The organism is Ruegeria sp. F12 (assembly GCF_056533885.1).
In genome coordinates this window covers 14616-38916 of record NZ_JBQFOV010000013.1, presented here as the reverse complement: position 1 = coordinate 38916, position 24301 = coordinate 14616, and the positions used below count along the sequence as shown (strand labels likewise).

General features: G+C 57.8%; 22 protein-coding genes. 16 read left to right on the top strand and 6 right to left on the bottom strand.

Annotated features, from left to right (window positions below; all coding sequences use genetic code 11):
* Positions 1 to 166: 166 nt before the first annotated feature.
* Positions 167 to 2128, top strand: a complete 1962-nt coding sequence (locus ACR0CA_RS16230; protein WP_480900243.1) for an amidohydrolase — start codon at positions 167 to 169, stop codon at positions 2126 to 2128.
* A gap of 221 nt (positions 2129 to 2349) precedes the next feature.
* On the opposite strand, the gene ACR0CA_RS16225 is transcribed toward ACR0CA_RS16230, so the two are convergent.
* The 3 genes from ACR0CA_RS16225 to ACR0CA_RS16215 form a co-directional block, all read right to left on the bottom strand.
* A complete protein-coding gene (locus tag ACR0CA_RS16225) occupies positions 2350 to 3264 on the bottom strand; it encodes a DUF302 domain-containing protein (protein ID WP_480900241.1) in 915 nt (304 codons plus the stop codon).
* Positions 3227 to 3598 (bottom strand): DUF4345 family protein, encoded by a 372-nt coding sequence (locus ACR0CA_RS16220; protein ID WP_480900345.1) that lies wholly within the window; start codon positions 3596 to 3598, stop codon positions 3227 to 3229. Before ACR0CA_RS16220 ends, ACR0CA_RS16225 begins: the two co-directional genes overlap by 38 nt.
* Before the next feature lie 185 nt (positions 3599 to 3783).
* The gene (locus tag ACR0CA_RS16215) at positions 3784 to 4083 is read right to left on the bottom strand and encodes a hypothetical protein (protein ID WP_480900240.1); all 300 of its coding nucleotides are present in this window, start codon (positions 4081 to 4083) and stop codon (positions 3784 to 3786) included.
* A 21-nt stretch (positions 4084 to 4104) separates the two neighbouring features.
* Between ACR0CA_RS16215 and ACR0CA_RS16210 the strand changes: the two genes are divergently transcribed.
* The 4 genes from ACR0CA_RS16210 (at position 4105) to ACR0CA_RS16195 (ending at position 6533) form a co-directional block, all read left to right on the top strand.
* The gene (locus tag ACR0CA_RS16210; RefSeq protein ID WP_480900238.1) at positions 4105 to 4278 is read left to right on the top strand and encodes a hypothetical protein; all 174 of its coding nucleotides are present in this window, start codon (positions 4105 to 4107) and stop codon (positions 4276 to 4278) included.
* A gap of 375 nt (positions 4279 to 4653) precedes the next feature.
* On the top strand, positions 4654 to 5169 hold the full coding sequence (locus ACR0CA_RS16205; RefSeq protein WP_480900236.1) for a DUF805 domain-containing protein: 516 nt from the start codon (positions 4654 to 4656) through the stop codon (positions 5167 to 5169).
* Between the two features lie 73 nt (positions 5170 to 5242).
* Positions 5243 to 6013, top strand: coding sequence for a hypothetical protein (locus ACR0CA_RS16200; protein WP_480900235.1), 771 nt, complete (start codon positions 5243 to 5245; stop codon positions 6011 to 6013).
* Positions 5997 to 6533 (top strand): hypothetical protein, encoded by a 537-nt coding sequence (locus tag ACR0CA_RS16195; RefSeq protein ID WP_480551790.1) that lies wholly within the window; start codon positions 5997 to 5999, stop codon positions 6531 to 6533. Before ACR0CA_RS16200 ends, ACR0CA_RS16195 begins: the two co-directional genes overlap by 17 nt.
* Before the next feature lie 229 nt (positions 6534 to 6762).
* On the opposite strand, the gene ACR0CA_RS16190 is transcribed toward ACR0CA_RS16195, so the two are convergent.
* Positions 6763 to 7137, bottom strand: a complete 375-nt coding sequence (locus ACR0CA_RS16190) for a cupin domain-containing protein (RefSeq protein WP_480900233.1) — start codon at positions 7135 to 7137, stop codon at positions 6763 to 6765.
* Between the two features lie 33 nt (positions 7138 to 7170).
* On the bottom strand, positions 7171 to 8562 hold the full coding sequence (locus ACR0CA_RS16185; protein ID WP_480900231.1) for an alpha/beta fold hydrolase: 1392 nt from the start codon (positions 8560 to 8562) through the stop codon (positions 7171 to 7173).
* Positions 8563 to 8747: 185 nt separating this feature from the next.
* Here ACR0CA_RS16185 and ACR0CA_RS16180 point away from each other — a divergent pair, with 185 nt between their 5' ends.
* Positions 8748 to 9161, top strand: a complete 414-nt coding sequence (locus tag ACR0CA_RS16180; RefSeq protein WP_170787455.1) for a VOC family protein — start codon at positions 8748 to 8750, stop codon at positions 9159 to 9161.
* Here ACR0CA_RS16180 and ACR0CA_RS16175 read toward each other — a convergent pair.
* The gene (locus tag ACR0CA_RS16175; RefSeq protein ID WP_480900229.1) at positions 9136 to 9993 is read right to left on the bottom strand and encodes a GntR family transcriptional regulator; all 858 of its coding nucleotides are present in this window, start codon (positions 9991 to 9993) and stop codon (positions 9136 to 9138) included. The two genes, ACR0CA_RS16180 and ACR0CA_RS16175, sit on opposite strands and share 26 nt — an antisense overlap.
* A gap of 163 nt (positions 9994 to 10156) precedes the next feature.
* Here ACR0CA_RS16175 and mgrA point away from each other — a divergent pair, with 163 nt between their 5' ends.
* The 10 genes from mgrA to ACR0CA_RS16125 all read left to right on the top strand — a co-directional run bounded on the left by mgrA (position 10157) and on the right by ACR0CA_RS16125 (position 24214).
* Positions 10157 to 11185 carry an L-glyceraldehyde 3-phosphate reductase gene (gene mgrA, locus ACR0CA_RS16170; protein ID WP_480900227.1) on the top strand — a complete coding sequence of 343 codons (1029 nt, stop codon included), beginning with the start codon at positions 10157 to 10159 and terminating at the stop codon, positions 11183 to 11185.
* The gene (locus tag ACR0CA_RS16165; protein ID WP_480900225.1) at positions 11161 to 12117 is read left to right on the top strand and encodes an NAD(P)-dependent oxidoreductase; all 957 of its coding nucleotides are present in this window, start codon (positions 11161 to 11163) and stop codon (positions 12115 to 12117) included. Before mgrA ends, ACR0CA_RS16165 begins: the two co-directional genes overlap by 25 nt.
* An 83-nt stretch (positions 12118 to 12200) precedes the next feature.
* Positions 12201 to 14414 carry a hybrid sensor histidine kinase/response regulator gene (locus ACR0CA_RS16160; protein ID WP_480900223.1) on the top strand — a complete coding sequence of 738 codons (2214 nt, stop codon included), beginning with the start codon at positions 12201 to 12203 and terminating at the stop codon, positions 14412 to 14414.
* A gap of 140 nt (positions 14415 to 14554) precedes the next feature.
* Positions 14555 to 15658, top strand: a complete 1104-nt coding sequence (locus ACR0CA_RS16155) for a cytochrome-c peroxidase (protein ID WP_480900221.1) — start codon at positions 14555 to 14557, stop codon at positions 15656 to 15658.
* A gap of 11 nt (positions 15659 to 15669) precedes the next feature.
* Positions 15670 to 16854 (top strand): cytochrome-c peroxidase, encoded by a 1185-nt coding sequence (locus ACR0CA_RS16150; protein WP_480900219.1) that lies wholly within the window; start codon positions 15670 to 15672, stop codon positions 16852 to 16854.
* Positions 16855 to 16859: 5 nt separating this feature from the next.
* The gene (locus tag ACR0CA_RS16145) at positions 16860 to 17429 is read left to right on the top strand and encodes an arsenate reductase (azurin) small subunit (RefSeq protein WP_170724694.1); all 570 of its coding nucleotides are present in this window, start codon (positions 16860 to 16862) and stop codon (positions 17427 to 17429) included.
* Positions 17430 to 17446: 17 nt separating this feature from the next.
* The gene (locus tag ACR0CA_RS16140; RefSeq protein ID WP_480900217.1) at positions 17447 to 20128 is read left to right on the top strand and encodes an arsenate reductase (azurin) large subunit; all 2682 of its coding nucleotides are present in this window, start codon (positions 17447 to 17449) and stop codon (positions 20126 to 20128) included.
* Between the two features lie 150 nt (positions 20129 to 20278).
* Positions 20279 to 22477, top strand: a complete 2199-nt coding sequence (locus ACR0CA_RS16135; protein WP_480900215.1) for a HEAT repeat domain-containing protein — start codon at positions 20279 to 20281, stop codon at positions 22475 to 22477.
* A 17-nt stretch (positions 22478 to 22494) separates the two neighbouring features.
* Positions 22495 to 22977 carry a plastocyanin/azurin family copper-binding protein gene (locus tag ACR0CA_RS16130; RefSeq protein WP_480900213.1) on the top strand — a complete coding sequence of 161 codons (483 nt, stop codon included), beginning with the start codon at positions 22495 to 22497 and terminating at the stop codon, positions 22975 to 22977.
* Positions 22970 to 24214: a molybdopterin molybdotransferase MoeA gene (locus tag ACR0CA_RS16125; protein ID WP_480551813.1), complete on the top strand. Its 1245-nt coding sequence runs from the start codon at positions 22970 to 22972 to the stop codon at positions 24212 to 24214. Before ACR0CA_RS16130 ends, ACR0CA_RS16125 begins: the two co-directional genes overlap by 8 nt.
* The last annotated feature ends 87 nt before the right edge of the window (positions 24215 to 24301 follow it).

Here is a 24301-nt window from a genome sequence, read left to right as displayed (position 1 = left end):
TGGGCGAATGACTGCTGTGAGCCCACAGCGGTCAACGAAAGTGGCTTTCAAGTTTGGGTTGCTCAGTCAGTATTGAGTGACTGAGGGCTTAGGTTGACACATCGCAGATCAGCCTGCTCTGATCGAAGCAATTTATTTATGTCCGTAAACCCATTCGGAGGCATCAATGAAGTTCTTTAAGTCTCTCACAGTATTCGCTTTTGCGCTGATGCCGCTTCACGGCGCTGCACAGTCCCCCTCATTGCAAGACGCCTTCGAGCGTTTCCCTGAGTTTCCCGGCACAACTGTCTACGTCGGTGGAGAAGTTCTCACCATGAATCCGGACGCCCCGGTGGTTGAGGCGGTGGCGGTCAGGAATGGTCGAATTACTGACGTTGGAACCCTGGAGGAAATCGAGGGTCGCCTACCCGAAGGTAGCTATGCAATTGACCGCAGTTTTGAAGACAAGGTCATGGTGCCCGGGTTTATTGAACAGCATTTGCACCCGCTTCTGGGCGCGCTTGCGATGATGTCGGATGCCATCATTTCCATCGAGGACTGGCAATCGCCAGCGGGATTTGCGCCTCTTGCCAATAGCGAGGAGGAGTTTCGCCAACGTCTGTCCGAGGTCATCAACACATATGATCGAAGCAGCGGGCGACCGCTGATGGTCTGGGGGTATCACGCGTCATGGCACGGCGACATGAGCCGTGTGATTTTGGACGAACTGGCCCCCGATATCCCGCTGGCTGTATGGCAACGCTCCACCCACGAGATGTACTTCAACTCAGTTGCCCTCGAACAACTTGAAATCACCGAAGAATACATTGCCGGCTGGTCAAGCGAACTGGCCCGGTCTCAAGCCAATCTTGAGAAAGGCCTGTTTCTTGAAGCTGCATTCTGGGAGCATGTGTTCTTTGAGAAGTTTGCTCCGGTCTATGCATCTATCGACAGGGTCATGGAGGCGCTGGAGTTCACAGAGAACTATTATCACCGCAGCGGGATCACGACCCTGGCAGAGCCTGCTGGCCCTGTGGATCAGAACGCCCAAGCTCTGGTGGCAGAAGCGTTCGGGCCAGACGAAACGCCGTTCAACTTTTACTTTATTCCGGACGGTCGAACGCTTGGGAGTATGTTTCTGAACACAGAGGGCCCCGAAAAAGTACTGGCCGAGACCGAAGCTATGCTAGCGTGGAGCGAAGGCCGAACCCAGTTCCTACCTAAGCAAGTCAAGCTCCTGTTAGATGGTGCGATCTTCAGTGAATTAATGATCATGCGCGACGGCTATCTGGACGGGCATGAAGGTCAATGGATTATGACGCCTGATTTCTTCAAGCAGGTGTTCGACCTTTATTGGGACGCAGGTTTTCAGGTCCATGTTCACAATCTAGGAGACGGCGGTCTGGACATCCTTCTTGATGCTCTTGAAGACGCCATGCAGCGCAATCCGCGATATGACCATCGCACCGTCGTGGTGCACTTTGGCTACGCTCAACCAGATCAGATCGCACGTATTAAACGTCTTGGCGCGATTGTCAGTGGCAATTCCGTTTATACGCCGACGCTCGCAGATCGGTATTCCGCAGGCAGCGTGGGTAGCGAGCGCACAGAGCGCATGGTGCCACTAGGTGACGCCGTTCGGGCAGGTATCCCCTTTTCGATGCACTCGGACATGCCGATGGCTCCTGCAGAGCCGCTGAAGTACATGTGGGCTGCTGTCAATCGGATTTCCACGAGTGGCCGTGTCGTTGGTCCGGACCAGCGCATCAGTGCCGAAGACGCGCTGCAAGGTATCACCATCGGTGCAGCCTATTCCCTGCAATTGGAGGATGAGATCGGTTCCATCGAGCCCGGCAAACTGGCCAACTTCACAATCCTTGAAGAAAATCCGCTAACTGTGGATCCTTTGACGCTGGCCGATATCAAAGTGTGGGGAACTGTACTTGAAGGCCGTCTTCAGCCCGCCCCTCCCACAGCAGAAACAGACCATGACGAAGCCGGTGCTAGCCGTCTCATCAATAATCCGGAAAAAGTGTTGATGGCGTCACTACGCCACGCACGCAGTAAGGCCCACTATCACGATCACTCGCAATCAACGCAGTCTAACGTCTATGATCCGCTCGGGATTTCGACCTTTGGCTCTCGTTGATCGTCACTTGAACAAGCCGGAAGATTGCCCCAACTCGCTCCGATAGGCGCGGTGGCCAATCTTGCATTTTGCGCAGGTGCCGAACCGTCCCACCCGCTGCGTTCTTTAGTGCCAGTTTTGTTCGCCCGCTGCCGGATTTTGGATGCCGATCTGATTGAGCCAAAAAGGGGCAGTGAAATGCGAAGAATAAAACTCTGATAATTGTGACTTCTGACCAAAGGTCATTCAATTGCGGTTTGAAATGTTGCGGTAAGCCTTTTGTTCAAACCGTGATGAGGCTCGGCTGAGGAACCGTAGTGCAATTCTGCCAAGGCAGCGATGTCATTGAAAATGACTACGGAGCCGCCTTCTTCGTTCGCGTAAACCAATAGTTTTTGGCAAAAGGCATCCAATCCAATTGCCGGAAAACCCGCCATTGCCACACCACCGGGTGCTGGTCCGCCGAATAACAAGAGAACAGCATCCGGTAGCTGCGCCCCCAGTTGGGACGCTTCGGCCGCAAAATCCATCTCCCCAAACCAGACTGTATCGTCCTGTCCCATCACAGCTGTCCTGAGACGTTCTACTGCCTCTGACACGCTGAGCTCAGATCGCAATTCGATGATGCCATAGTTTGCAAGTAATCCTTTGGTCGGTGCTGGTGCTGCATCCAAGTCGTTCAGGACTTCGAGCAACTTGTTCTCAAATGCATTCAACGCTTGGCTATTGTTCAGACCATGACGCACTTTGAGAAACTGAGAGTCTGTGTATGCGATCTGCGGGTGATCATCCTGATCGAAGGAAAGAACGCGAAAAGGAAGATCCAGACCTGCTCGTACGTTCTCTTCCAGAATTGGCGTGTTTATCTCTGGATCAGAGAACACGAGTACACGAGACGCTGGCATTTCGACACCTTCGGCCTCGGCCAGGCGCGCATGATCTATCGATGCGATCGGAGTAGCTCCCGCATCGGCAACTGCAGTCTCAAGTTCTAAGAAGTTTTCGTCCACCGCAATCTGGACAGATGAAGATTGTGCAAAAGCGAATGTCGAAACTGCTAGTGTTGCAATCATCGAGATAACAAGGCCAAACCTTACCATTTTACCACTTCCTATTTCATCATACGTTTTTTGGGGAAACCGCTGCCAGAGCTGCAATTGTAGTCGCGGCTGCAAGATAAAAGAGAAGTATCCCTTTCGGGACGCCGTCAAAAAATATGCTAAGTATGCATCCTGCGGCCAATCCCGAGATAGACAAAAATAGAACCCATAGCGCAGTGCGCTGTAAGTCCGGTTTCGCCACGGTCGCTGACCAAAACAAAGCGTTTGCTACGTAAAGACCCATAATCGCACGGAAGACATACGTCTGGTCCGTTCCTTCCAACGGAAGTCCCAGCAAAACTGGGATCGAACTACCGAATACCAGCCCGTACGATAATGCAATTGGCACGTGGCCAGTAGTAGTCACCAGAAGGTCTAACCTAGCATCCATGCAGGCCTCTTTCTCGTAGAGGTTTCGCTTTGCTTGCAAAACTCCTAATCGGTCAATTGGTGCATCCGATGATCCGTAACGGATGCCTACGCCATAGCCTGAAAGGCGTATCCGGCAGGCCAAGTCGAGCTTTCCAAAGAGCGAGCCAGTACTGCGCAGCCGTGCTCCGCCGCGCACCAAACTGGTCACAATGCGCCTTCCTCGCCCAGGAACTCGATACCAGCTGTCGTGCCATCACTGTAAGCAATGCAATTCCAAGGAGCACGATCCTCGCCAACGCCGACTGTGACCTGTGTTCCTGCCTCGCTAAACGCGGATGAGAGCACCACGACTTGCGAATTGTTCGTTGTGCTGGCTACGTCTCGCAAACACGCCTGCTGAGCCGGCGTGAGTTCGGCGGACGCGTTTGATGTACTCGTCTCGTCGCAGGCTGCAAGCAATGCGAAACAAGTTGCGCCTGCAATCATCACCATCTTGTTGGACATTTTCTTCTCCCTCTTGTTCCCATGAAATTATTGAAATTGGATGCGCTTGTTAGAATCTCTGGCGACTGGACAGCCAATAAAACATGCCTTGATCCTGTGACTACCTTGCCCAAAACCCGCAGCTTGCTGGCTTGGTCAGCGGATCGATACTTTGTTGATTGCCAAGACGGCCAACAACGCATGATGGCCAAATGACGTCACAGGCAAAAGCTAGAGCGAGCTTTGAAGAGAGTGATCTCTTGTTGAAATTGAGCATCGCGTCCTCCTAAGCACGATCACTTTAGAAAGTCTTCCAGCCGCCAGCACTCACTCTAGCGGCTGGAAGGGCCCGGCAACGCGAGCAACAACGACAACAACGGAGGTAAAATGAAAGTTGTGTCGAATTCGCATGTTTGAATCTATTTTTTAATAAATCAACATTTTTTCCGCGCGTAAACTTCTTTACGCTCTCGTACGATAGGCCTTCGTCTTCAAATAAAAAAGGTTCGTGGGCGCATCCTTAGGGGCGCGTGAGTAATTCTGAGCGGCGAAGCGTTTTCGGCGCAATGAAAGTCAAAAAGGGAGTGAAAAATGGGATTTGGTGAATCCGTTAAAACGTGTTTTTCGAAATACTTCCAGTTCTCCGGCCGGGCTTTACGCTCAGAATACTGGTGGTTCTTCTTGTTTGTGGTTGTCGTGAGTGCCGCTTTAGCCATGTTGGATTCGGTTCTTTTTGGAACCAACCCCGAAACGGGCCAAGGCTCTCAGGTTCTGTCCTCAGTTTTCCAACTGGCCGTCATTATACCCATGCTCGCCGTCGGTTGGAGAAGGCTGCACGATACAGGGCGACCTGGCTGGTACTTGCTGTTGCCGATGGCGCTCAGCATTACAACGCTTTTTGTTTTGCTGGGTGGGGTGGCGTTCTTTTCGGTATTGGAGCAAGGGACCGAAAATCCCGATGCATTGCGAGGACCTGCGGCCGTCTTGGGCGTGACCGGTATTGTTGTTGTCTCAATTCTTCAATTGGTTCTGTCTATCCTGATGATCTGGTGGCTGACACGACCTTCCCAAGAAGGCGCAAACGAATACGGCGAACCTGTTTCCTGACCTTGTTTTCCGGGAAACAAGCCGGGAACCCTGCTGGGTGAAAGTCCGAACCGCAACACCATGGAGAGTGAAAATGAGTTTCAAACTGATTTCCATTGGAGCGTTGATGATGGCAATGGTGACCACTGCATCGGCGGAGTGGTCGTTCAGTTCCGGGCCTAGTCCCAATGCTTTTATTCAAACCGGAAACATGACACTGGAACTTCAGTGTGACCGTATCCGCTTTGCTCCGGCTGGATACGAGGACAGCCAGGACATTGTAGAGAAGCAGGGGTTTTCCATTCGGTTTTTGAAGAACGGCACCACTGAATTTGGGGCATTTCAGGTTGGCGCAGAAAACGCTGCTTTGCAGATCGTCGACAACTATCCCGTCGAGGCCAGTTTCAACAGTCAGCAGGATTATGATTTTGTACTGGACCAGCTTGCAGCAAATGCATCGGTTAATCTGTCCATGATTGATCAAGACGTCAGCTATGGAATCTTTGACTTGAAGGGTTCCAGCGCGGCAATTCGATCCCTTCGTTATGCGTGCAACTCGAATGTTAGCCAGGAGGCCTCCTACGAAGCACCCGAAGGCATCGTCTATTGTGGTGGCGGAGCGATAAAACGCGTGATCGAACCCGTAATTTTGGACAACCCGGACGGAGAGTGGGACGCGCGAGTAACGGTTGACGGCGAGACGATCAGAGCCATGACGGCCTACAGTTACTTCGGAAACTCTGAGCCGCCGGCCGGATTTGTCGTTGCCCTGCTTGGGGAAGACAGGTCCGAGTTTTTGATTTTTAGCGAAGGTTCGGCAAACTGGCTGGAGTACGGGGACTATAGGTATGATCAATGTAACTGACGCCACCCTCCAAACTGCTTCCCAAAAAGTGCGCCTGTTGAAAGGGCTGGTATCAGGGATTGTGCTGGTTTCGGGCCTATTTTGGACCTCACCAGCTGTCGCTGCTGATGTTTCACAACTTCCGCCCGGTTTTCAGGCGAAGGTTGATCTGGCGGCACAGGCTTGCGCGGAGTTCAACGACGGTCAGTTTGATTTAGATTGGGGTGCGGTCGAGAGAGTGGATCTCGACGGGGATCTACAACGCGACTGGGTTCTGAACGAATCTGGTTTCGCGTGCTCGAGCGCCGCATCTCTTTTTTGCGGAACTGGCGGATGCATGTCGCACTTCTTGATTGAAGAGGAGGTTCACTCCTTGCTTAACCGAGGCTGGACGGTCGTTGACTTCGGGCGTCAACGCATTGTCCTTGCGGATGTCCACGGAAGCAATTGTGACGGAATAAACCCGACGCCTTGCGCATCAGCCAGTGTTTGGGATGCGGAAGCTAAGACGTGGCGTTCATCGGCTGGTGATTGGCAGTAAACTGCAATTAGGCACTGCAGATAAGCCTGAGAGCCTGTTTGTTCGATGAGTTCTCTGCAGCATGCAAACTTATGGGCAAATCGTACAAAGCTATGCGCAAATACCGCGTAAAGGTTTACGCAAAGTTCCAAGATTTTCTTTAGTCAAACCAACGTGGGCAATGCAGCGTTTTGCGCAGACCTACAGGAAATCGCCGGAGGCATTTTCGCCATCGGCATTCCCGCTTCCGTCAGTCGAACCCGCCCGGTTTATGCCCGAAGAAGACCTTGGTGACATCCTCGATGATGTTCCACGTCACGCGGCTGCCGTCCCGGACGAAATAGCTATCTCCTACATCCAGATCGGTGGTGTGCCCTGTACTGTGGTCGATTATTTGGCAACGGCCGGACAGGATAGTCATCAGCTCATCCCCCTGTTCGGTGCATTCAAACACTCCTTTGGTGCAGCGCCAGATTCCGGCGCGTGTTACATGTCCGGGGCCGCCGTCGTCCATCCGGCCAGAGGCTTTGGGCTGACCTTCCAATATCTTGTAGTCGCTGCTGGGGTTGTCGAAAGGCCAGACCTCCAAGGGGCCGATTTCATCCAGCGTCGTGTATTTCCGCATAGTCGCTCTTTCATCTCTGTTTTGCGGGGCAGGTTAGCCGCCATGCTGCCGCAGGAAAGGGCCAATCTCCTGAAAAAACTCGTCAAAGCCCGCGTGCCCTCGGATCATGCAGTGATTGGCGCCCGGAAGTTCGACGAATTCGGCGGTTGGAACTTCGCGCGCGGTTTCGCGGCCTTCGCTGATCGGGGCAGCCATGTCATCTCTGACATGCAACACCAATGTCGGCACGTTTAGCCGTTGTGCATCCGCGCGGGCATCCACATAAGCGTTCATCTCCATGATCCGCAGCGCCGTTTCGGGGCTGGCCGAGATACGCTGCATCTCATCAAAGCTTGCGCCTTCTTCCGGGGTGGCGTCTGGCATGTAAGATGAGGTGAAGAAATGGCGATAGACCGGATTGGGTGAGCCCCACCCGGCGGATACCATCGCGCGGGAGGCCTGATAGAATTGTTCGGCTTCGGCATCGTCCCGCATCATGCGACCCCGGACATAGCCGCCCAGAAGGATCAGAAACTTGACGCGATCGGGGTATTTGGCCGCAAACCGGATCGAAAAGGCCGAGCCCTGACTGATCCCGAACAGGCCGAATTGATCCAGCCCCGCTGCATCGGCGACGGCGATCATGTCGTCGATCATCCGATCCTCCGAGATATCATCCGCGTCCCAATCCGACAGTCCGTTGCCACGCTGATCGAACCGCACCAGATGGCAAAGCTTGGACATCTCGGACAGGAAATCGCCCCAGACGGGGCTGGTCCATTCATACTCGATATGGTTTAGCCAGTTCGGCGCCTTGAGCACGGGCGTCCCATGTCCGGTCGAGGCCCAGGCCAGATTGACCCCATCCGCCGATTTGCAGAACCTTACCCGCTGTTGCAGCGAGATATCGGGTGCCACGCGCCGGGGGGCGGCCTGCGGCGACCAGTGCCAAACCCGGATCGGTCGGCTGATATTCTTGACCCGCTGCCCGCCCATGTCCCGGAACGGCGCATCGACACGATCTTGCACGGCCTGATGCACAATGTCTGAGACGCAAACCCCACCGGGCTCTGCCAGCCCCTCCAGCCTTGCCGCGACGTTGACACCGTCGCCAAAGATGTCGCCCTCATCAAAAATGACATCACCCAGATTGATGCCGACGCGGAAGCGGATCCTCTGATCATCTTCCAGGTCTGTTTCATTCAGGTTCATCGCTTTTTGGATGTTCACGGCGCAGCGCACTGCGTCCTGAACAGAATCGAAGGTGGCCAACATGCCATCGCCAGTGGTTTTCACAATGCTGCCGCGGCTGCGCTCGATCTCAGGGTCGATCAGTTCGCGTCGGTATTTCTTTTGCCGGGACAGAACGCCCAGTTCGTCCAGTTCCATCAGCCGGGAATACCCGACCATGTCAGCCGCCAGAATAGCCGAGAGCCGCTGTTCCATTCCCCCCTCCGTCTGCTGCACCTGTCTGGCGCTTGGGAGTCAGTATACTGGAAAGTGGCGGTCTTGTCGCAATAGCAAAGACATATCCTTGAATTTGCGGTTTCGCGGCGATGCGGAATGCGTAATCTTCGGGGCAAACCGAATGATTGCAGCCCATCGGATCAACGTCAGGATACGCACGGATCATGAAACTGGAATTCCACCACATCAACTATGTCTCGCAGGACGTGGAGCGCCTGCATCATTTCTACACGCACGTCCTTGGGCTGGACGACATCCCGATCGAGAACTTCCCCCGACCTGACGAGACCGAAGACAGCGGCTATAGCGGCAAGATCCGTTTTGCCACAGATGGCCATATGCAGATGCATCTGGCCGAGAAAGATCTTGGTGTGGCATTCAAACACAGTGAGTCCATCAATCCGGTTGAACGCGGGCATATTGCCTTCAGAACCGACGATATTGCGGCTTTCAAGAAATTGTTGGACGACAACGGCATCCCCTATTCCGACTACGGGACAGCCTTTGCCAAGGAATGGCACCAGGTGTTCTTTCAAGACCCAGAGGGCAACATCATCGAGGTTCATCAGGCGGTTTAGCGGTCGCCTGGGCAAAGCGGCGGCGGGTGGTGTCCAGATGCGCGGCCATCGCGGCACGGGCCTTGCGCTTGTCCCGTCTTTCGATGCTGTCGATGATGGCAAGGTGATCGGCGGTGGCTGTCAGGTGATGGTCGAGCTGGTTTTCTAGCGGCCACAGGTAGTGGTGGTTGAAGATCATCGCAATCGCATCCTGAAAGCCGACGATCAACCGGTTTCCCGCGTGATCATTCAGGAAGCGGTGAAACTTGGTGTCCAATGCCGGGAAATCCAACGTGGAAAGATCGGCGCTGGGGGTCACAGCCTGATGCTCTTGCCGCAACCGTGCCAGACCACCCCAGAACGGATGCTGCTCCGGCAGGCAGCACAGGTTTTCCACCGCGCGGCTTTCGAACATGACGCGAACCTCGTGCAGCTCCAACGCATATTGGCGGGTGACGCCCTCCAGCACCCAGCGCCTGTGGTGATCCTTGCGCACAAATCCAAACCGGCTGAGGCCGATCAGAAACTCGCGGATAGTTTGAACCGAGACATCCAACTGCCGCGCCAGTTGCCCTTCGTTCAGCCGCGTTCCGGGGCCCAGATCTTGATTGCGGATCATCTGCATGAACGCGGCTTCAAGCGCGTCGCGTGTGTCCATCGTTTGGGCGGCTGAAAAGTAATCGGCCTGTTCTGGCAGGCGCTGCACGTCATAGCCCCGTCCTTGTCGGGCAAGCAAACCCCTTTTTTCCAGATAGGACAGAACGGCCCGCACTGTAGTGCGGCTGACCCCCAAATGACGCGCCAATTGCGAGATATTGGTGACCTCTGCCCCGGCCATCAGCCTGTCCAGCATGGCGTTGCAGGCGCTTTTGAAAACTCGGTCAGGGCGCGGCAAACCTGTGGTCCTTGATGTTCATTACACTGTATTAAATGGGGTTAAAGGCATTTGAGGGCAAGGGTCCGGACCCATATGATAGCGCCAACTCCGATCTGCTATATCTTCAGGATTTTCCCCAATGCCATATGTCCCCAGCGCCACCCGCTATGATGAAATGATCTATAACTCTTGCGGAAGCAGCGGGCTGAAACTGCCTGCTATCTCGCTGGGGTTGTGGCATAATTTCGGGCATGATCGCCCCCGTCAGTTGAAGCAGGAGCTGTGCCGCACGGCCTTTGATCTGGGGATCACGCATTTCGATCTGGCAAACAATTATGGCCCGCCGCCAGGCAGCGCCGAAGAGGCGTTTGGCGAGATTTTGAAAACCGATTTCGCCGCATACCGTGATGAATTGGTCATCTCATCCAAGGCCGGGTATGGGATGTGGCCCGGCCCCTACGGCGAATGGGGCAGCCGAAAATACCTGATCGCCTCTTGTGACCAAAGCTTGAAACGGATGGGGCTCGACTATGTCGATATCTTTTATTCCCACCGGTTCGACCCGAACACACCGCTCGAGGAAACGATGGGCGCGTTGGATCAGATCGTGCGCTCCGGCAAGGCACTGTATGTCGGCATTTCGTCCTATAACTCGCAACGCACGCGCGAGGCTGCGGCTATTCTAAAGGATCTGGGTACGCCTTGTATCATCCATCAGCCCAGCTACAATATGATCAACCGTTGGGTGGAAACGGATGGGTTGAAAGCCACGCTGAAAGAGCTGGGGATCGGGTCCATCGCCTTCACGCCGCTGGCGCAAGGAATGCTGACCGGAAAATACCTGAATGGCCTGCCGGAAGGCAGTCGCGCTACCGAGGATAAGTCCCTCAACCCCGATCTGCTGACCGAAGCCACCATCCAGAATTTGCGCAACCTTGATGCCATCGCCAAACGGCGCGGTCAGACGCTGGCGCAGATGGCAATTGCCTGGGTGCTGCGCGAAGGCGGGATCACAACTGCTTTGATCGGGGCGTCGCGGACGGAACAGATCGTTGACTGTGTCGGCGCGCTGAAGAACATTGAATTCACGTCCGAAGAACTGGCCGAGATCGACCTCTATTCCGCCAACGGAGAGGTCAATCTGTGGTCCCAGTCCTCGGACGCCTGAGCCGCGACAGCAACAAAGGAAATCCCATGAACAAACCCGTAATCGGTTTTATCGGTGTTGGCCTGATGGGCCATGGCATGGCCAAGAACATCGTGGAAAACGGCTATCCGCTGGTGGTGATGGCGCATCGTAATCGCCAACCGGTCGAAGACCTGTTGCAGCGCGGCGCGACCGAAGTTCATTCGGCTCGTGAGATGGCCGAGGCCTGCGACATCATCCACCTCTGTGTCTCAGGCAGTCCACAAGTGGAACAGCTGGTGCGGGCCCCCGACGGGATCATCGCCGCAGGGAAAGAGGGGCTGATCGTCGTGGATTGTTCCACCTCGGACCCGGTCTCGACCCTGCAACTGGCCGAGGAACTGCGCGGCGCAGGCATGGACCTGGCCGACGCTCCGCTGGGGCGCACCCCGAAAGAGGCCGAAGCCGGGGCGCTGGACGCGATGGTTGGCGCGTCGCCTGAGACTTTTGCCCGCATCAAGCCGGTAATCGACTGCTGGGCCGGGCTGGTTGTCCACATGGGTGAGGTCGGATTGGGCCACAAAATGAAGCTGATCAACAACTTCGTCGCCATGGGCTATGCGGTCCTGTATTCCGAGGCACTGGCCGTGGCCCGAAAGTCGGGTCTGAGCGCGGAACAGGTGGATTCCGTTCTGCGCCCCGGTCGTTTGTCGAACGGGTTCTACGAGACCTTTATGAAATGGACGCTGGAGCGGGACGAAAACGCCCATCGTTTTGCCATCACCAACGCGCATAAGGACATGCGGTATCTGTCGAACCTGGCCAACAGTATCGGTGCGGTCACGCCGGTTCAGGCGACCCTGCGCAATGCCTTCGCCGCGATGGAGGCCGCCGGCCGGGGTGAGGACTACGTTCCCATGATGGCCGACTTCATTGCGGAAACGAACGGGTTGGACGACGATTCCAAAGCGTAGATATGCCGCGCCCGCAGCCATAGCGTGCGCGTACAAAACGTGACACACCCTTTCTTGTTGATCCAATTGGGAGGGGTGCAGGCATGAGCGACAGTCCCGACGTGATGAGCGGGTCTCTGAAGCGACCCTTGGCGGTGGCCTTTGCGATTGGCCTTGCGCTTGTGATCATCCTGTCCGTGTTTCTTTACATGTCGCGCGAGACCGGTGCGCGCATTGGTGAAATGCGGGTGGCGTGGCAGGAATATTCGGCCGAGACCACGCCGCGTGGCTATTGGATTTCAGATATCCGCGAGGATTTCGGCTATGGCGGTCTGATTCACAACTTCAAGAACTACGTTTTGCGTCATGACCCGGACTTGGGGCCGCGTCTGCGACGGCAATCGGAAAGTCTGTTGAACGCCATCGCCGCCTATCGTGCTTCTAACCCGTCCCCGACCGAGCAGGAGGCCCTGCAACAGATCGAGGCCGTGGCACTGGAATATACCGGCAACATCTCATTGATCGAAGAGGGCATCGCTGCGGGTCTCAGCGCGGAACAAATCGACGCTTTGGTGCGTGTCGATGACAGTGATGCTTTGGCAGCGCTGGCAACGCTTGAAACCCTGTGGGTGCAGGAGCGTGACAGAAGCTTGTCCGGTATGGTGCGTGCCTTTTCGGATGGCGAACGTCTGGTGCGCAACTTCTCAGTCCTGTTGATTGGGCTGATCGTTCTGGTCGGGGTCATTGCCATCCTCACGACGTTTCTGATCACCAACATCCTGCGCGCCAACCGTCGCCTGAAGGCCGAACTGGCGCTGCGTGAACAGGTTGAGCTGGCCGAGCGCAAGCTGGCGCGTGCGGTCGAACAAAGCCCGGCCTCGATCATCATCACGGATACTGATCTGAAGATCGAATATGCCAACCGCAAGTTCTTTGACCTTAGTGGCTATGGTCCACACGAGGTCTATGGCCATTCGCCCAAGATGCTGCAATCGGGACATTCGGGGCAGGGGGTTTACGGCGACCTGAAGGCCAGGCTGAGAAACGGTCAAAGCTGGTATGGTGTGTTTCGCAACCTGCGCAAAGATGGGACGCATTACTGGGTCTCGACCGCGATTTTCCCGCTGGTCGATCAGAATGGCAGCATCACCCACTATATCGGTATCGGCGAGGACATGACCGAGTCCCGCCGCACGCGCGAGCAATTCGCACAAGTGCAGAAGATGGAGGCCGTGGGCATTCTGGCCGGGTCAGTGGCGCATGATTTCAACAACGTGTTGATGAGCGTGATCGGCAATGCCGAACTGATCGAACTGGACGCCGAAGATAACGAGGACATTCAGACCTCGGTCGATCACATCCGCATCGCGGCACGTCGGGCGCAGGCGCTGGTTCGCAAGATGCTAACCTTTGCCCGCCAACGGCCCCGCAACCCTCAGCGCGGCGATATGGTCAAAGCCACGCAAGAGGCGCTGGACCTGATCAAGGTCGCCGCCCCACCTAGTATCGAGACACGCTTTGACATCGACATTGATCAGGCCTTCGCCGAGTTTGACGGCACACTGTTTTTCCAGACATTGCTGAACCTGTGCCACAACGCGTTCGAGGCGATCGGCGATCACCCCGGCACAGTTGTGTTGCGCATCAGCCAAGCCGAAGACTCTGCGCTGGACGACCTGCCGGACGATGCGATTGGCGTGATCCGGTTGGACGTAACCGATGACGGGCCGGGAATGACGCCTGAAGTACAGGAGAAAATTTTCGAACCCTTCTTCTCGACCAAACCGGTGGGCAAGGGCACTGGTCTGGGCATGGCCATCGTTCGCAACAGCGTCGAGGAATGCCGCGGTCGGGTCGAATTGCATTCGGAACCCGACAAGGGAACCCGGTTCAGCCTGTTCTACCCGATGATGCCGGTTCTAAGCGCGCAACAACAGGAAGAGGCGCGCGCCGTCACGGGGGATGAGCACATCCTGCTGGTCGATGACGACGAAAACATCCTCTATGTCACGCGCCGGTTGCTGACGCGCTATGGCTACCGGGTCGAGGCCTATTCCGAGCCGATGCGCGCGCTGGATGCCTTTAGGGCGGCCCCGGACAGCTATGACGCAATTGTGTCGGATTTGATGATGCCGGGGCTGATGGGGACCGATCTTATCGCGTCTGCACGGGCTGTCCGACCGGATGTTCCGACGATTCTGGTCAGCAGTTATTTTGATGACGCAGAAAGCCCGGCTGAAGGCGATACGACGGTACGAGTGCAGAAACCCTTCGATGTTCAGAGTCTTGCACGGATCATACGATCTCTTGTTCCCTGACGCCTGTTACATTTCTTAACATCTTTTCACGTCTTTTCATCGCGTCCAAATCAGCACGACACAACTGCCCCCTAAGGTTCGCCGTACCGGTCCTCGGCCAAACCGAGTGATCGGAATAGCGAAAAAGGGGCTTTTAGATGATGACCAAAGCCAGAACATGGTTCTCGGCGCTATCGACAGTTTCGCTGCTGACGATGAGTGCTGCGTTCCCGGTTCACCAGGCCCTGGCGGACCAGCCGGGCCCGGTAGAAGCCATAGAGTTCGATCCAGCCAAGGCGGCCCTTGGCAAACGACTTTTCTTTGATCCGCGCCTGTCCGGCGACGCTGCGCTGTCCTGTTCCAGTTGCCACCAGCCGGAAAACGGTTTTACCGACGGGCAGGCCCTGTCGGATGCCTATACGGGCAACCTGCATTTCCGCAACGTGCCAACGCTGATCAACAGCGCCAAGCGCGAGGCATGGTTCCATGACGGGCGGATAGGCACCAACCTGAATGACGTGACCCGCGAAAGCATCACCGAGACCTATTCCATGAACATGGACATGCGTCTTATGCAGGAACGCATCAAGCAGGACCCGGTCTATGTCGAGATGTTCGAAGCCGCCGGATTTGGTGAGCCTTCGAACGGTGGCGTGCGTAACGCGATCCCGGAATATCTGAAAACGCTGATCTCGCGCGGTGCGCCCTTCGACACCGGCGAGATGTCGGACGAGGCCAAAGCGGGGTATGAGCTGTTCAACGCCAGCGGCTGTAGCTCGTGCCACTCGGGCGAGCGATTCACTGACGATCTGCCGCACAATATCGGCTTCGGCGACAACCCTGACATCTGGGCGGACCCGACACGGCACATCACCTTTGTGACCATGATGAAGTTTCTCGGCGTCGAGAACTACATGAACCTGCGTGCTGACCCCGGAGCATATATCCGCACACACACCGCTGACACGTTCGGCACCTTCATGACCCCCACGCTGCGCGAGCTGACCTATACCGCGCCGTATATGCACAACGGCACGATGGAAACGCTCGAAGATGTGGTGGCCTTCTACAACGCCGGTGGCGGTGACGATGAAAACAAGGATCCGCGCATCAAGCCGTTGAATCTTTCCGAGACCGGACAAGCGCAGCTGGTGGCCTTCCTGAAGGCACTTTCCGGCGAACCGCTGACCGGGCCCGAATTCGTCGCCGAGGAAATCGATACGGATTATGCGCCGATCGAAAACTGGCGCGAAACGACAAACTGAGGAGTGGACCCATGAAAGACCTTAAGTCTTACCTTTCAGGCACAATCGCCACCGCTGCTTTGTTTGCCGCTATCGGTTCGCAAGCGTTTGCTGCGGACAGTATGGCGATTGAGGCCGGTATCGGCGGCGCAGACCCCGACCCCGATGCGCCGCTGGTGGCGCTTGGCGAGCCGCCCATCCCGCTGGACAACCCGCAGACCGAGGCCAAGATCGAACTGGGCAAGATGCTGTTCTTCGATCCGCGGCTGGGCGGGAACGAGACAACGCCATGTTCGGCCTGTCACCTGCCGGATGTGGGCTGGGACGTCGAAGCGCCGATCTCGTTCGGTTATCCCGGCACGACTCACTGGCGCAACAGCCAGACCATCGTGAACTCGGCTTACTACGGCAAGCTGTTCTGGGCGGGATCAAGTAAGAGCCTTGAAAGCCAGGCCAAATCCGCTGCAGGCGGTGCAGTCGCCGGCAACGGCGAGGCCGACATGATGGAGGCCCGTCTGGCTTTTGTGCCCGAGTACGTTGAACGCTTTAATGACGTCTTCGGCGATCAGTGGCCGCGTATCAGCAACGCATGGCGCGCAATCGCTGCGTTTGAACGCACCATCGTTCAGACCGACACACCCTTCGACAACTATCTGCGCGGGGATGATGCGGCGCTGAGTGACGAACAGAAACGCGGGCTGGAGCTGTTCACCGGCAAGGCGCAATGTTCCGAATGCCACAACGGCGCGCTGCTGTCGGATGAGAAATACTACAACACCGGCGTTCCACCTTATAGCGGCTGGGAAGATGACGGTCTGGCGCAAGTGACCTTCCGGTATGAGCTTTACTCCAAAGGCTCGACCGAGGATTTCTATCGCCACACCAAGGACGACCCCGGCTTCTATTTCCGCACCAAGGAAAAGGCCGATCTGGGCAAGTTCCGCACACCGAGCCTGCGCTACACCCTCTACACCGAACCCTACATGCATAACGGCATGTTGGAGACGCTTGAGGACGTAGTCGAGTTCTACAACCAGGGCGGCGGCGAGAATGAATTCGCAGCAACCAAATCCGATCTGATCCAGCCGCTTGGCCTGAACGATCAGGAGAAAGCGGATCTGGTCGCCTTCCTGAAATCCCTGTCCGGTGACGAGATTCTGGTCGAAGAACCCGATCTGCCGGATTACCAGCCGCTTCCCGCGGCAGCAGAGGAGTAAGCGTCATGAAAGATCATAACGCAACCGGATGCAGCTGTTCGGGTGAGGCCAAGAAGGCCTGCACCGTGAACCGCCGCCAGTTCCTGTTCGCCTCGGGCGCAACAACCTTTGCCGTGATGGTGGCCATGCCCACTCGCCACGGTCAGGCAGAACAGGTGCCCGCATTGGTATCCACCTATCCGCGCAAGTTGATCGGCAAACTGTCCGAGCTGGAACAGGATGTCCCGGTCGAGTTCTATTACCCCGACGAGGGCGACTATTCGGACTCGATTCTGGTCAAGACCGGCGTGGAAAGCGGCGGCGGCATCGGTCCGCAAAAGGACGTTGTGGCCTTCAACCTCACCTGCACCCACCAGGGCGGGTCGATGTATGACAGCTACAAACCCGAACATAAGGTGCTGGGCCCGTGCCCGCTGCACCTGTCCACCTATGACGTGACACGGCACGGCATCCTCGTTTCGGGGCAAGCCTATCAGTCGCTGCCGCAGGTCCTTTTGGAACTGGACGGTGATGACATCTACGCCGTCGGCATGTTCGGCCTGATCTACGGCCGCTACGACAACCTGATTGCATAAGGGAAGGGGATACTCACATGGCAACCCCGTATTACGTACCCGAAACCAACGTCCCACTGCCGCCCAAAGGCGCCGAGGTCATCTCGACCGCCTGCGACTACTGCATCGTGGCCTGTGGCTACAAAGTCTACCGCTGGCCTGTGACGGCCAAGCCGGGTGGGCCTACAGCGGACGAAAACGCCTTTGGCGAGGATTTCCCTGTTGCACCCTTGGGTGCATGGGTCGCGCCGAACCAGCACAATATCGTTCTGCACAAAGGTCAGCCGCACCACGTGGTGATCATCCCTGACAAGGACACGCAATACGTCAACACCGACGGCGACAGTTCCTTGCGGGGCGGGTGTATTGCGCAGAAATGCTATAACCCGCAGACACCGACTCGTGACCGCCTGAAGACACCGCTGATGCGGATCTATGGCACGCTGATGCCGGTTCCGTGGGATCTGGCGCTGGATGTGGCGGCCGAGGTGGGCAACCACGTCATCGCCAAGCACGGCACCAATGCCTATGGCGTGAAAACCTTCAGCTATCAGTATATCGAGAACACCTATGCGATCTCGAAATACGCGCTGCGCCATATCAACACCGCGAACTTCACCTTCCACGACACGCCGTCCGACGTGACCTCGACCCCCGGTTTTCGGGATGCGGGGTTTGACAACTTCGGCCCGTCCTACGAGGACTGGCGCGATGCGGAAACCCTTCTGGTTTGCGGTACTGACCCGTATGAGACCAAGACCATCCTCTATACCCAGTGGATGATGAAGGGGATGCAGAACGGTCAGAAAGAGATCTATCTGATCCCGCGCAGCTCGGCCGGTGTGGCCCATGCGGTCAAGATGGGCGGCCTGCACATCGACGTTCTGCCCGGCACCGACCTACTGGTCGTCAACGCCATTGCCCGCGTCATCGTGGAAAATGGCTGGGAGGACAGCGACTGGATCAAGAAATGGGTCAACAACAAGTGGGAAAGCTCGTCCGGCTTCGGTCAGGGCACCCGCAACACGCCATGGCAGTGGCGTACGACCTGGGGCAAGTTCCAGACCAAAGGCTTTGAAGACTGGAAAGAGTGGCTGCTGTCGCAGGAAGAGTTCGCGCCCGAGACCGCTGCCGCCATGGCCGAAATCGACGTGCAGAAAATCTATACTGCCGCCGAATGGCTGGCCAAACCCAAGGCGGATGGCACACGGCCCAAAACCTCGGTCATGATCGAGAAAGGGTTCTACTGGTCCAACAACACCGGCAACACACAGGCGATTTCCGCGCTGGGCATCATCTGTGGCTGCGGCGGTCGTCCGGGTCAGGTCATTGGCCGGGCCGGTGGTCACCAGCGGGGTGGCGTGAAGGGTGGGAAATACCCGCGCAACAAATCGCCCGAGAAACTGCCCGGTCGTCGTCGCCGCGCCATGGATACCGACCGGTATCTGATCGCAGGTCATACTCGTATGGCCCATGTGATCGGCACCACATGGATCCAGTCCATGTGCGGCAGCCAGCAGTTGGCCGACAAGTTCGAGGAACTGACAGTCCGCAACCCGCACCAGATCGCCAGCTTCGACAAGCAAGAGATGATTGACACGCTGAAGGCCCGCGCCGACAGCGGCGGTATGGTGGTCATCAACCAGGACATCTATCTGCAGGACCCGATCGGCAACCGCTATGCCGACATCGTGTTCCCCGCAGCGACCTGGGGTGAAGAGGACTTTTTGCGCGCCAATGGCGAACGTCGTCTGCGTCTGTACCAGAAGTTCTATGATGCCCCCGGTGCGGCCAAGCCAGACTGGTGGATCATCGCGCAGCTGGCACAGCGGATGGGCTTTGACGGGTTCGACTGGCAAAACTCGAACGAGGTTGCCGAAGAGGCCGTGCGCTTTACCCGCGGGTCGCGCAAGGACTTCCACGCGGTCTACCGTCTGGCCAAGAAAGAGGGCAAAGGTCTGCACCAGAAGGTCCGTGAATTCGGCACCGACGGTGTGCAATGCCCGGTCATGCTGGATGCCGATGGCGTCACGCTGATTGAAACCAAACGTCTGCACGACACAACCCGCGAACTGCCCGAAACCGGTGCGGCTGGTGCGGATGTGTTCAACAAGAAGCTGACGCATTTCAACAGCCAGACCGGCAAGTGCAACATCCAGAAATCGCCGTGGAACCTGTTCTCGGACTATTGGGAATGGCTGAAACCCAACAAGGAAGAAGGCGAGCTGTGGGCCACATCCGGTCGGATCAACGAACGCTGGCAGTCCGGTTTCGACGACCGCCGCCGCCCGTATATCGTGCAGCGCTGGCCGGAAAACTGGGTTGAGATTCACCCCGACGATGCGGCCGAGCGCGGCATCGAAAGCGGCGACTATGTGATGGTCTACTCGGAACGCGTTCCGGGCAACAAGACCACGCTGCTGGGAGTGGAAGGCGACGACTTCCAGTTCTCGAAACTGATGGAGAACGGGCATATCGAATTGACCAAGGCGGCGATCACCGCCGTGGCCATGGTCACGCCCGCCATCAAGAAAAGCGTGGTCTACATGGACTTCCTGCACATGCAGCAGCCCGCGAACGCGCTTGAGGGCCGGATCGTTGACTGGATCAGCGGCAACTACAACTACAAGATGGGCGTTGCCAAGCTGCGCAAACTGGGGCCGAGCCCCTACAAGACCTCGTTCCGTACGATGTCCTTCGCACCGCGCGATATCGCCTGACGTGTTTCCGGGGGGCGGTCGCCATGCCGCCCCTCGGGTCTGGTCCCACTGCAGAAGGGACCACCTGGAAGGCAGGTATCGGTTGGGACACCTGCCTTCCCCTTTCACCCAACCTTTCCCAACGCAAAACATGGCAGACCCGATATGAACATGCATTCCGATACCGCCCTGCGAGATGAGGCCACCAGCCTGTTCTCGGACTACGCAAAATCCGACTATGACGTGATCCGCCTGCGCGCAATTCAGGCCCTGAGTGCCATTGGCGCCGCCAACAGCCCGGCCTTGGTCGAGGCGCTTTTGGACGATGACGAAGACGTCCGCCAGGACGCAGCCCAGGCACTGGGCGCGCTGGGCGTTCAGGACGCAGCACCGCAACTGCTGGAAAACCTGATCCACGATCCCTGTGGCGAGGTCAAACTGGCCTGCGTCACCGCTCTGGCCGAGTTGAAATCCGTAGACGCCGCGCCTTACCTACGCACCCTTGTCGCCGGGCGCGGCGAGGAGATCACATGGGACGAGGACGAGCTGCACCAGGACGAATGGGACGATTGGCTGGACACCCAGATCGCCTCGATCAAAGCGTTGGGCCGGATGGGCGATGTGGCGGCGATCGAACCAATCGTCATGGCCCTGATGGACGAAGACGGGCAGGAACTGGGCGATGTGGCCTGCGAGGCGCTGGGCCGGATTGGTGAGGCTTCCGTGCCGACGCTGGGCGTGTTCACCCAATCCTCGAACCGCCGCCTGCGCCACCGTGCCCTGCGCACTCTGGCCACCATCGGCGGGGCCGAAGCCGAAGCGATCCTACGCAAAGCCACCAACGACAAGGACGGGGCCGTGCGTCTGATCGCTTATGAGGCGCTGATGCCAACCGATGCTGCTCTGGTCGAACAGGCGCTGCCGGACGCGGTAGAGGACATCCGTATTGCCGCGCTGAACCAAGCTGGGTTTTCGGAACCCGAGCTGCTGGACCGCATGATGCGCGACCCCGGTGCCAAGGTGCAACTGGCGCTGATTGAGCGGCTGGATCGCACAACGCCGATTGCCGACCAGGACGATCTGCGCTGGCAGGTGCTGGATTTCCTCGCCACCGGTCAACAGCCCGAAGTGTCCGCGCAGGCGCTGGGCCTGCTGGCGGCGCTGGCCCCGGAATTGGTGGCCGACCGGCTCAATTCGCTTTTCTCGGTCGATGCCGATGACCTCAAGGCTGAGCGCCTGCAATGGGCTATCGTCGATGCGCTGGCGACCTCGCCTCTGCGTGAGGCGGCGGAATGGCTGCAACGTGCGTGCCGGTCTCCGTTCCGGGCGGTGCGGCTCAAGGCGGTGGCATCGCTGGCGATGATCGTCACGGATGCCGATCGTCCACATGTGAACCAGCAGCAAGGGCGCGAGTTGCTGCTGTCCTTTGCGCTGGCCCCGATGCCTGTGGCCGCAGACGAGGAACCCGCAGAGACCCCGCAAACCGACATCGCCGCGCTGGAAGAGGCCGGTCTGGACGTCTCCGAAGGCGGTGAGAACGGCCCGACCTCAAGCCTTGGAGCGATTCTGGGGCATGACGCGATTGCCGCCGAGATGACTCAGGAAGCGCAAGAGGATGAGGTCCAACCCCTCACCCCCCGCGAACAGGCGCTGCTGGCCAAGGCGACCCGCCACCCCAAACGCCGCCGCGTGGCGCTGGACGACGATGCGGTTGCGTTGCAGCGCGAAACCCGCATGTCCGCCATCTGCCTGCTGGGCGAGGTCAAAGGGATGCAGGTCATGCTGGCCCAGATCGCCCAAGACCCGGAAACCGAGATCGCGCAGCAGGCGTTTGCCGCGCTGGGCGTGGCCGTCGCTCGCCATGGTGCGGAATTGGATCAAGACCAGCTGGTCGATTTGATCACCAAGGGGTTGTCGCACACAGATTCCGCCCTGTCCCAGCAGGCGCTGAAGCTGCTGCAACAGGCTGATCTGCCACCGCAGGATAGCTTGCGCGGCAAACTGCGTGCGATGGTGAAAACCGGCGATACTGCTTTCCGCATCGACGCGATGCATATCCTGACCCGATGGGATGGCACCCCAGACGTGGCGCGCAGCCTGCTGGATGATATCTCGGCCCCCGTGCGGCAGGCGGCCATGCGGCTCTTGTCGGAAACCGCGCCCGATCAGGCGGGGGCGGCCATCGTGCCCTTCCTGTTGGCCAACCCCGAGCAGCGGATTGTGACCTATGTCAAGGACAGCACCCCTGCGATCGTATCCATTGGCCGCGAACTGCTGGCCGAGCTGCGCGACGAAGACCGCCGCGCGCAATGGCCGGTGATGATCAGCGCGCTGGCTGACCTGCTGGGAGAACCCTCACAGGCGGCCTGAAAGGCCCGGAGGGACAGATGACATCATCGCTGAAACTAGGTGCAGCGATATTGGCAGGCGCACTGGCTGTTGCGCCTGCTTGGGCCGAGGATATCCCCGAAATCGCTGTGGTCCACCAGATCATCGACCCGAATGCCGATACCCCGGCCCATGCGTTTAGGTTTGAACCCAAGCTGCTGCATGTCCAAGCGGGCGCGACGGTGCGGTTCAAAGGATCGACAGGGCGTCACACGGTCACGTCAATCCTTCGCATGATCCCTGTGGGTGCCCGCGCGTTCGAGATCCGGGGAAAACCCGAATTGGACCTGACCTTCGACAAAGAAGGCGTCTACGGCATCCGCTGCCGCGTGCATGGCCGTCACGGAATGGTCATGCTGCTGGTGGTCGGCGACCCCGACGCGAACCTTGAGGAGGCCAAGGCCCATCTGTCCGAGCTGGGCGAGGCCGAGCGGGCAGGTTTCGAAGAACTCTTTGCTGAAATGGAGGCTCATAATGGCTGATGGATGCGCCTGCGACCGCCACGCCCATATGTACCTGACTGTTGAGGATGCGCTGCGGCGTGGTCTGTCGGTGGCCGATCCACTGACGGATACCGAAACCCTGCCGCTGATCGACGCCATTGGGCGCGTTCTGGCGCAAGATTGTACCAGCAAGGTGGATATGCCCGCCTTCGACAATTCGGCCATGGATGGCTACGCAGTGCGGACATGTGATCTGGGCAACGGCCCGTTGTTCGAGCTGCCGCTTGCTGGGCGAATCGCGGCAGGAGACAGCGGCGCGCACGACGCGCCTGCGGGCAGCGCCCTGCGGATATTCACTGGTGCGCCGGTTCCGCCGGATTTCGACGCCGTGGTGATGCAGGAAGATTGCGACGCTCTGATCTACGGTATCCGCTTTTCCCGCCGACCCAAGCCGGGCCAGCATATCCGCCGCGCGGGTGAAGACCTGAAAGCGGACGCGCCTATCCTTCGCCGCGGCTGTGAGATCACCGCGCGCGAGGTCGCCGCGCTGGCCTCGGCCGGATACGGAGAGGTTACGGTTTATCGCAAGCTGAAAGTCGCAATCTTTTCCACCGGTAGCGAATTGAAACAACCCGGCGAGACGTTGGGACCGGGGCAGATTTACAATTCGAACCGCTATATGCTGCGGGCGCTGTTGGACAAACCTTGGATCGCATTGACTGACAAGGGCCCGGTCGAGGACAATCCTGCCAAGCTTGAACAAGTGCTGCGCGAGGCCTGCGACAGTGCCGATCTGATCATCACCACGGGTGGCGTCTCGGTCGGTGACGAAGATCACATGCCCCGTGTGTTCGGGGAAATCGGCGGTCAGGTCGATGTGATGAAAGTGGCGATGAAGCCGGGGAAACCGATCATGTTCGGGCGGCGCGGGAACGCGCTTTATGTGGGTCTGCCGGGTAATCCGGTTTCGGCTTATGTGACATGGCAGATCATCGGATCGCAAATGATGGCCCGCCGTGCCGGACTGCACCATGCCTCGCAAACACCCCAGCAGGCCGTTCTGGCCGAACCGCTGCGCCGGCGTGCCGGACGTCAGGAATACCGCCCTGTCACCATTGAGGGCCGGACGCCCGACGGCACGCCACGCCTGCGGCTGATGGCGCCGTCCTACAGCGGCCGGGTGGCGCTGTTGGCGCAGGCAGACGGTCTGGCCGTGATCCCTGCTGAGACAGAGGAATTGTCGGAAGGTCATGGACTTACCTTCCTGAGGTTCTAGTTCCCATCGCCATACGCCAGCGTTCCGCCCTTGCTGGCTTGCATGTGGCGGAACGCTGTGACTAAAACATTGGCGCGCAAGCTCAAC

Excerpts from the sequence above, each read along its gene's own strand:
- ACR0CA_RS16230 (WP_480900243.1), top strand. The coding sequence starts at position 167 with ATGAAGTTCTTTAAGTCTCTCACAGTATTCGCTTTTGCGCTGATGCCG.
- ACR0CA_RS16220 (WP_480900345.1), bottom strand. The coding sequence starts at position 3,598 with ATGGATGCTAGGTTAGACCTTCTGGTGACTACTACTGGCCACGTGCCA.
- ACR0CA_RS16215 (WP_480900240.1), bottom strand. The coding sequence starts at position 4,083 with ATGTCCAACAAGATGGTGATGATTGCAGGCGCAACTTGTTTCGCATTG.
- ACR0CA_RS16210 (WP_480900238.1), top strand. The coding sequence starts at position 4,105 with ATGAAATTATTGAAATTGGATGCGCTTGTTAGAATCTCTGGCGACTGG.
- ACR0CA_RS16205 (WP_480900236.1), top strand. The coding sequence starts at position 4,654 with ATGGGATTTGGTGAATCCGTTAAAACGTGTTTTTCGAAATACTTCCAG.
- ACR0CA_RS16200 (WP_480900235.1), top strand. The coding sequence starts at position 5,243 with ATGAGTTTCAAACTGATTTCCATTGGAGCGTTGATGATGGCAATGGTG.
- ACR0CA_RS16195 (WP_480551790.1), top strand. The coding sequence starts at position 5,997 with ATGATCAATGTAACTGACGCCACCCTCCAAACTGCTTCCCAAAAAGTG.
- ACR0CA_RS16190 (WP_480900233.1), bottom strand. The coding sequence starts at position 7,137 with ATGCGGAAATACACGACGCTGGATGAAATCGGCCCCTTGGAGGTCTGG.
- ACR0CA_RS16185 (WP_480900231.1), bottom strand. The coding sequence starts at position 8,562 with ATGGAACAGCGGCTCTCGGCTATTCTGGCGGCTGACATGGTCGGGTAT.
- ACR0CA_RS16180 (WP_170787455.1), top strand. The coding sequence starts at position 8,748 with ATGAAACTGGAATTCCACCACATCAACTATGTCTCGCAGGACGTGGAG.
- ACR0CA_RS16175 (WP_480900229.1), bottom strand. The coding sequence starts at position 9,993 with ATGCTGGACAGGCTGATGGCCGGGGCAGAGGTCACCAATATCTCGCAA.
- mgrA (WP_480900227.1), top strand. The coding sequence starts at position 10,157 with ATGCCATATGTCCCCAGCGCCACCCGCTATGATGAAATGATCTATAAC.
- ACR0CA_RS16160 (WP_480900223.1), top strand. The coding sequence starts at position 12,201 with ATGAGCGACAGTCCCGACGTGATGAGCGGGTCTCTGAAGCGACCCTTG.
- ACR0CA_RS16155 (WP_480900221.1), top strand. The coding sequence starts at position 14,555 with ATGACCAAAGCCAGAACATGGTTCTCGGCGCTATCGACAGTTTCGCTG.
- ACR0CA_RS16150 (WP_480900219.1), top strand. The coding sequence starts at position 15,670 with ATGAAAGACCTTAAGTCTTACCTTTCAGGCACAATCGCCACCGCTGCT.
- ACR0CA_RS16145 (WP_170724694.1), top strand. The coding sequence starts at position 16,860 with ATGAAAGATCATAACGCAACCGGATGCAGCTGTTCGGGTGAGGCCAAG.
- ACR0CA_RS16140 (WP_480900217.1), top strand. The coding sequence starts at position 17,447 with ATGGCAACCCCGTATTACGTACCCGAAACCAACGTCCCACTGCCGCCC.
- ACR0CA_RS16135 (WP_480900215.1), top strand. The coding sequence starts at position 20,279 with ATGCATTCCGATACCGCCCTGCGAGATGAGGCCACCAGCCTGTTCTCG.
- ACR0CA_RS16130 (WP_480900213.1), top strand. The coding sequence starts at position 22,495 with ATGACATCATCGCTGAAACTAGGTGCAGCGATATTGGCAGGCGCACTG.
- ACR0CA_RS16125 (WP_480551813.1), top strand. The coding sequence starts at position 22,970 with ATGGCTGATGGATGCGCCTGCGACCGCCACGCCCATATGTACCTGACT.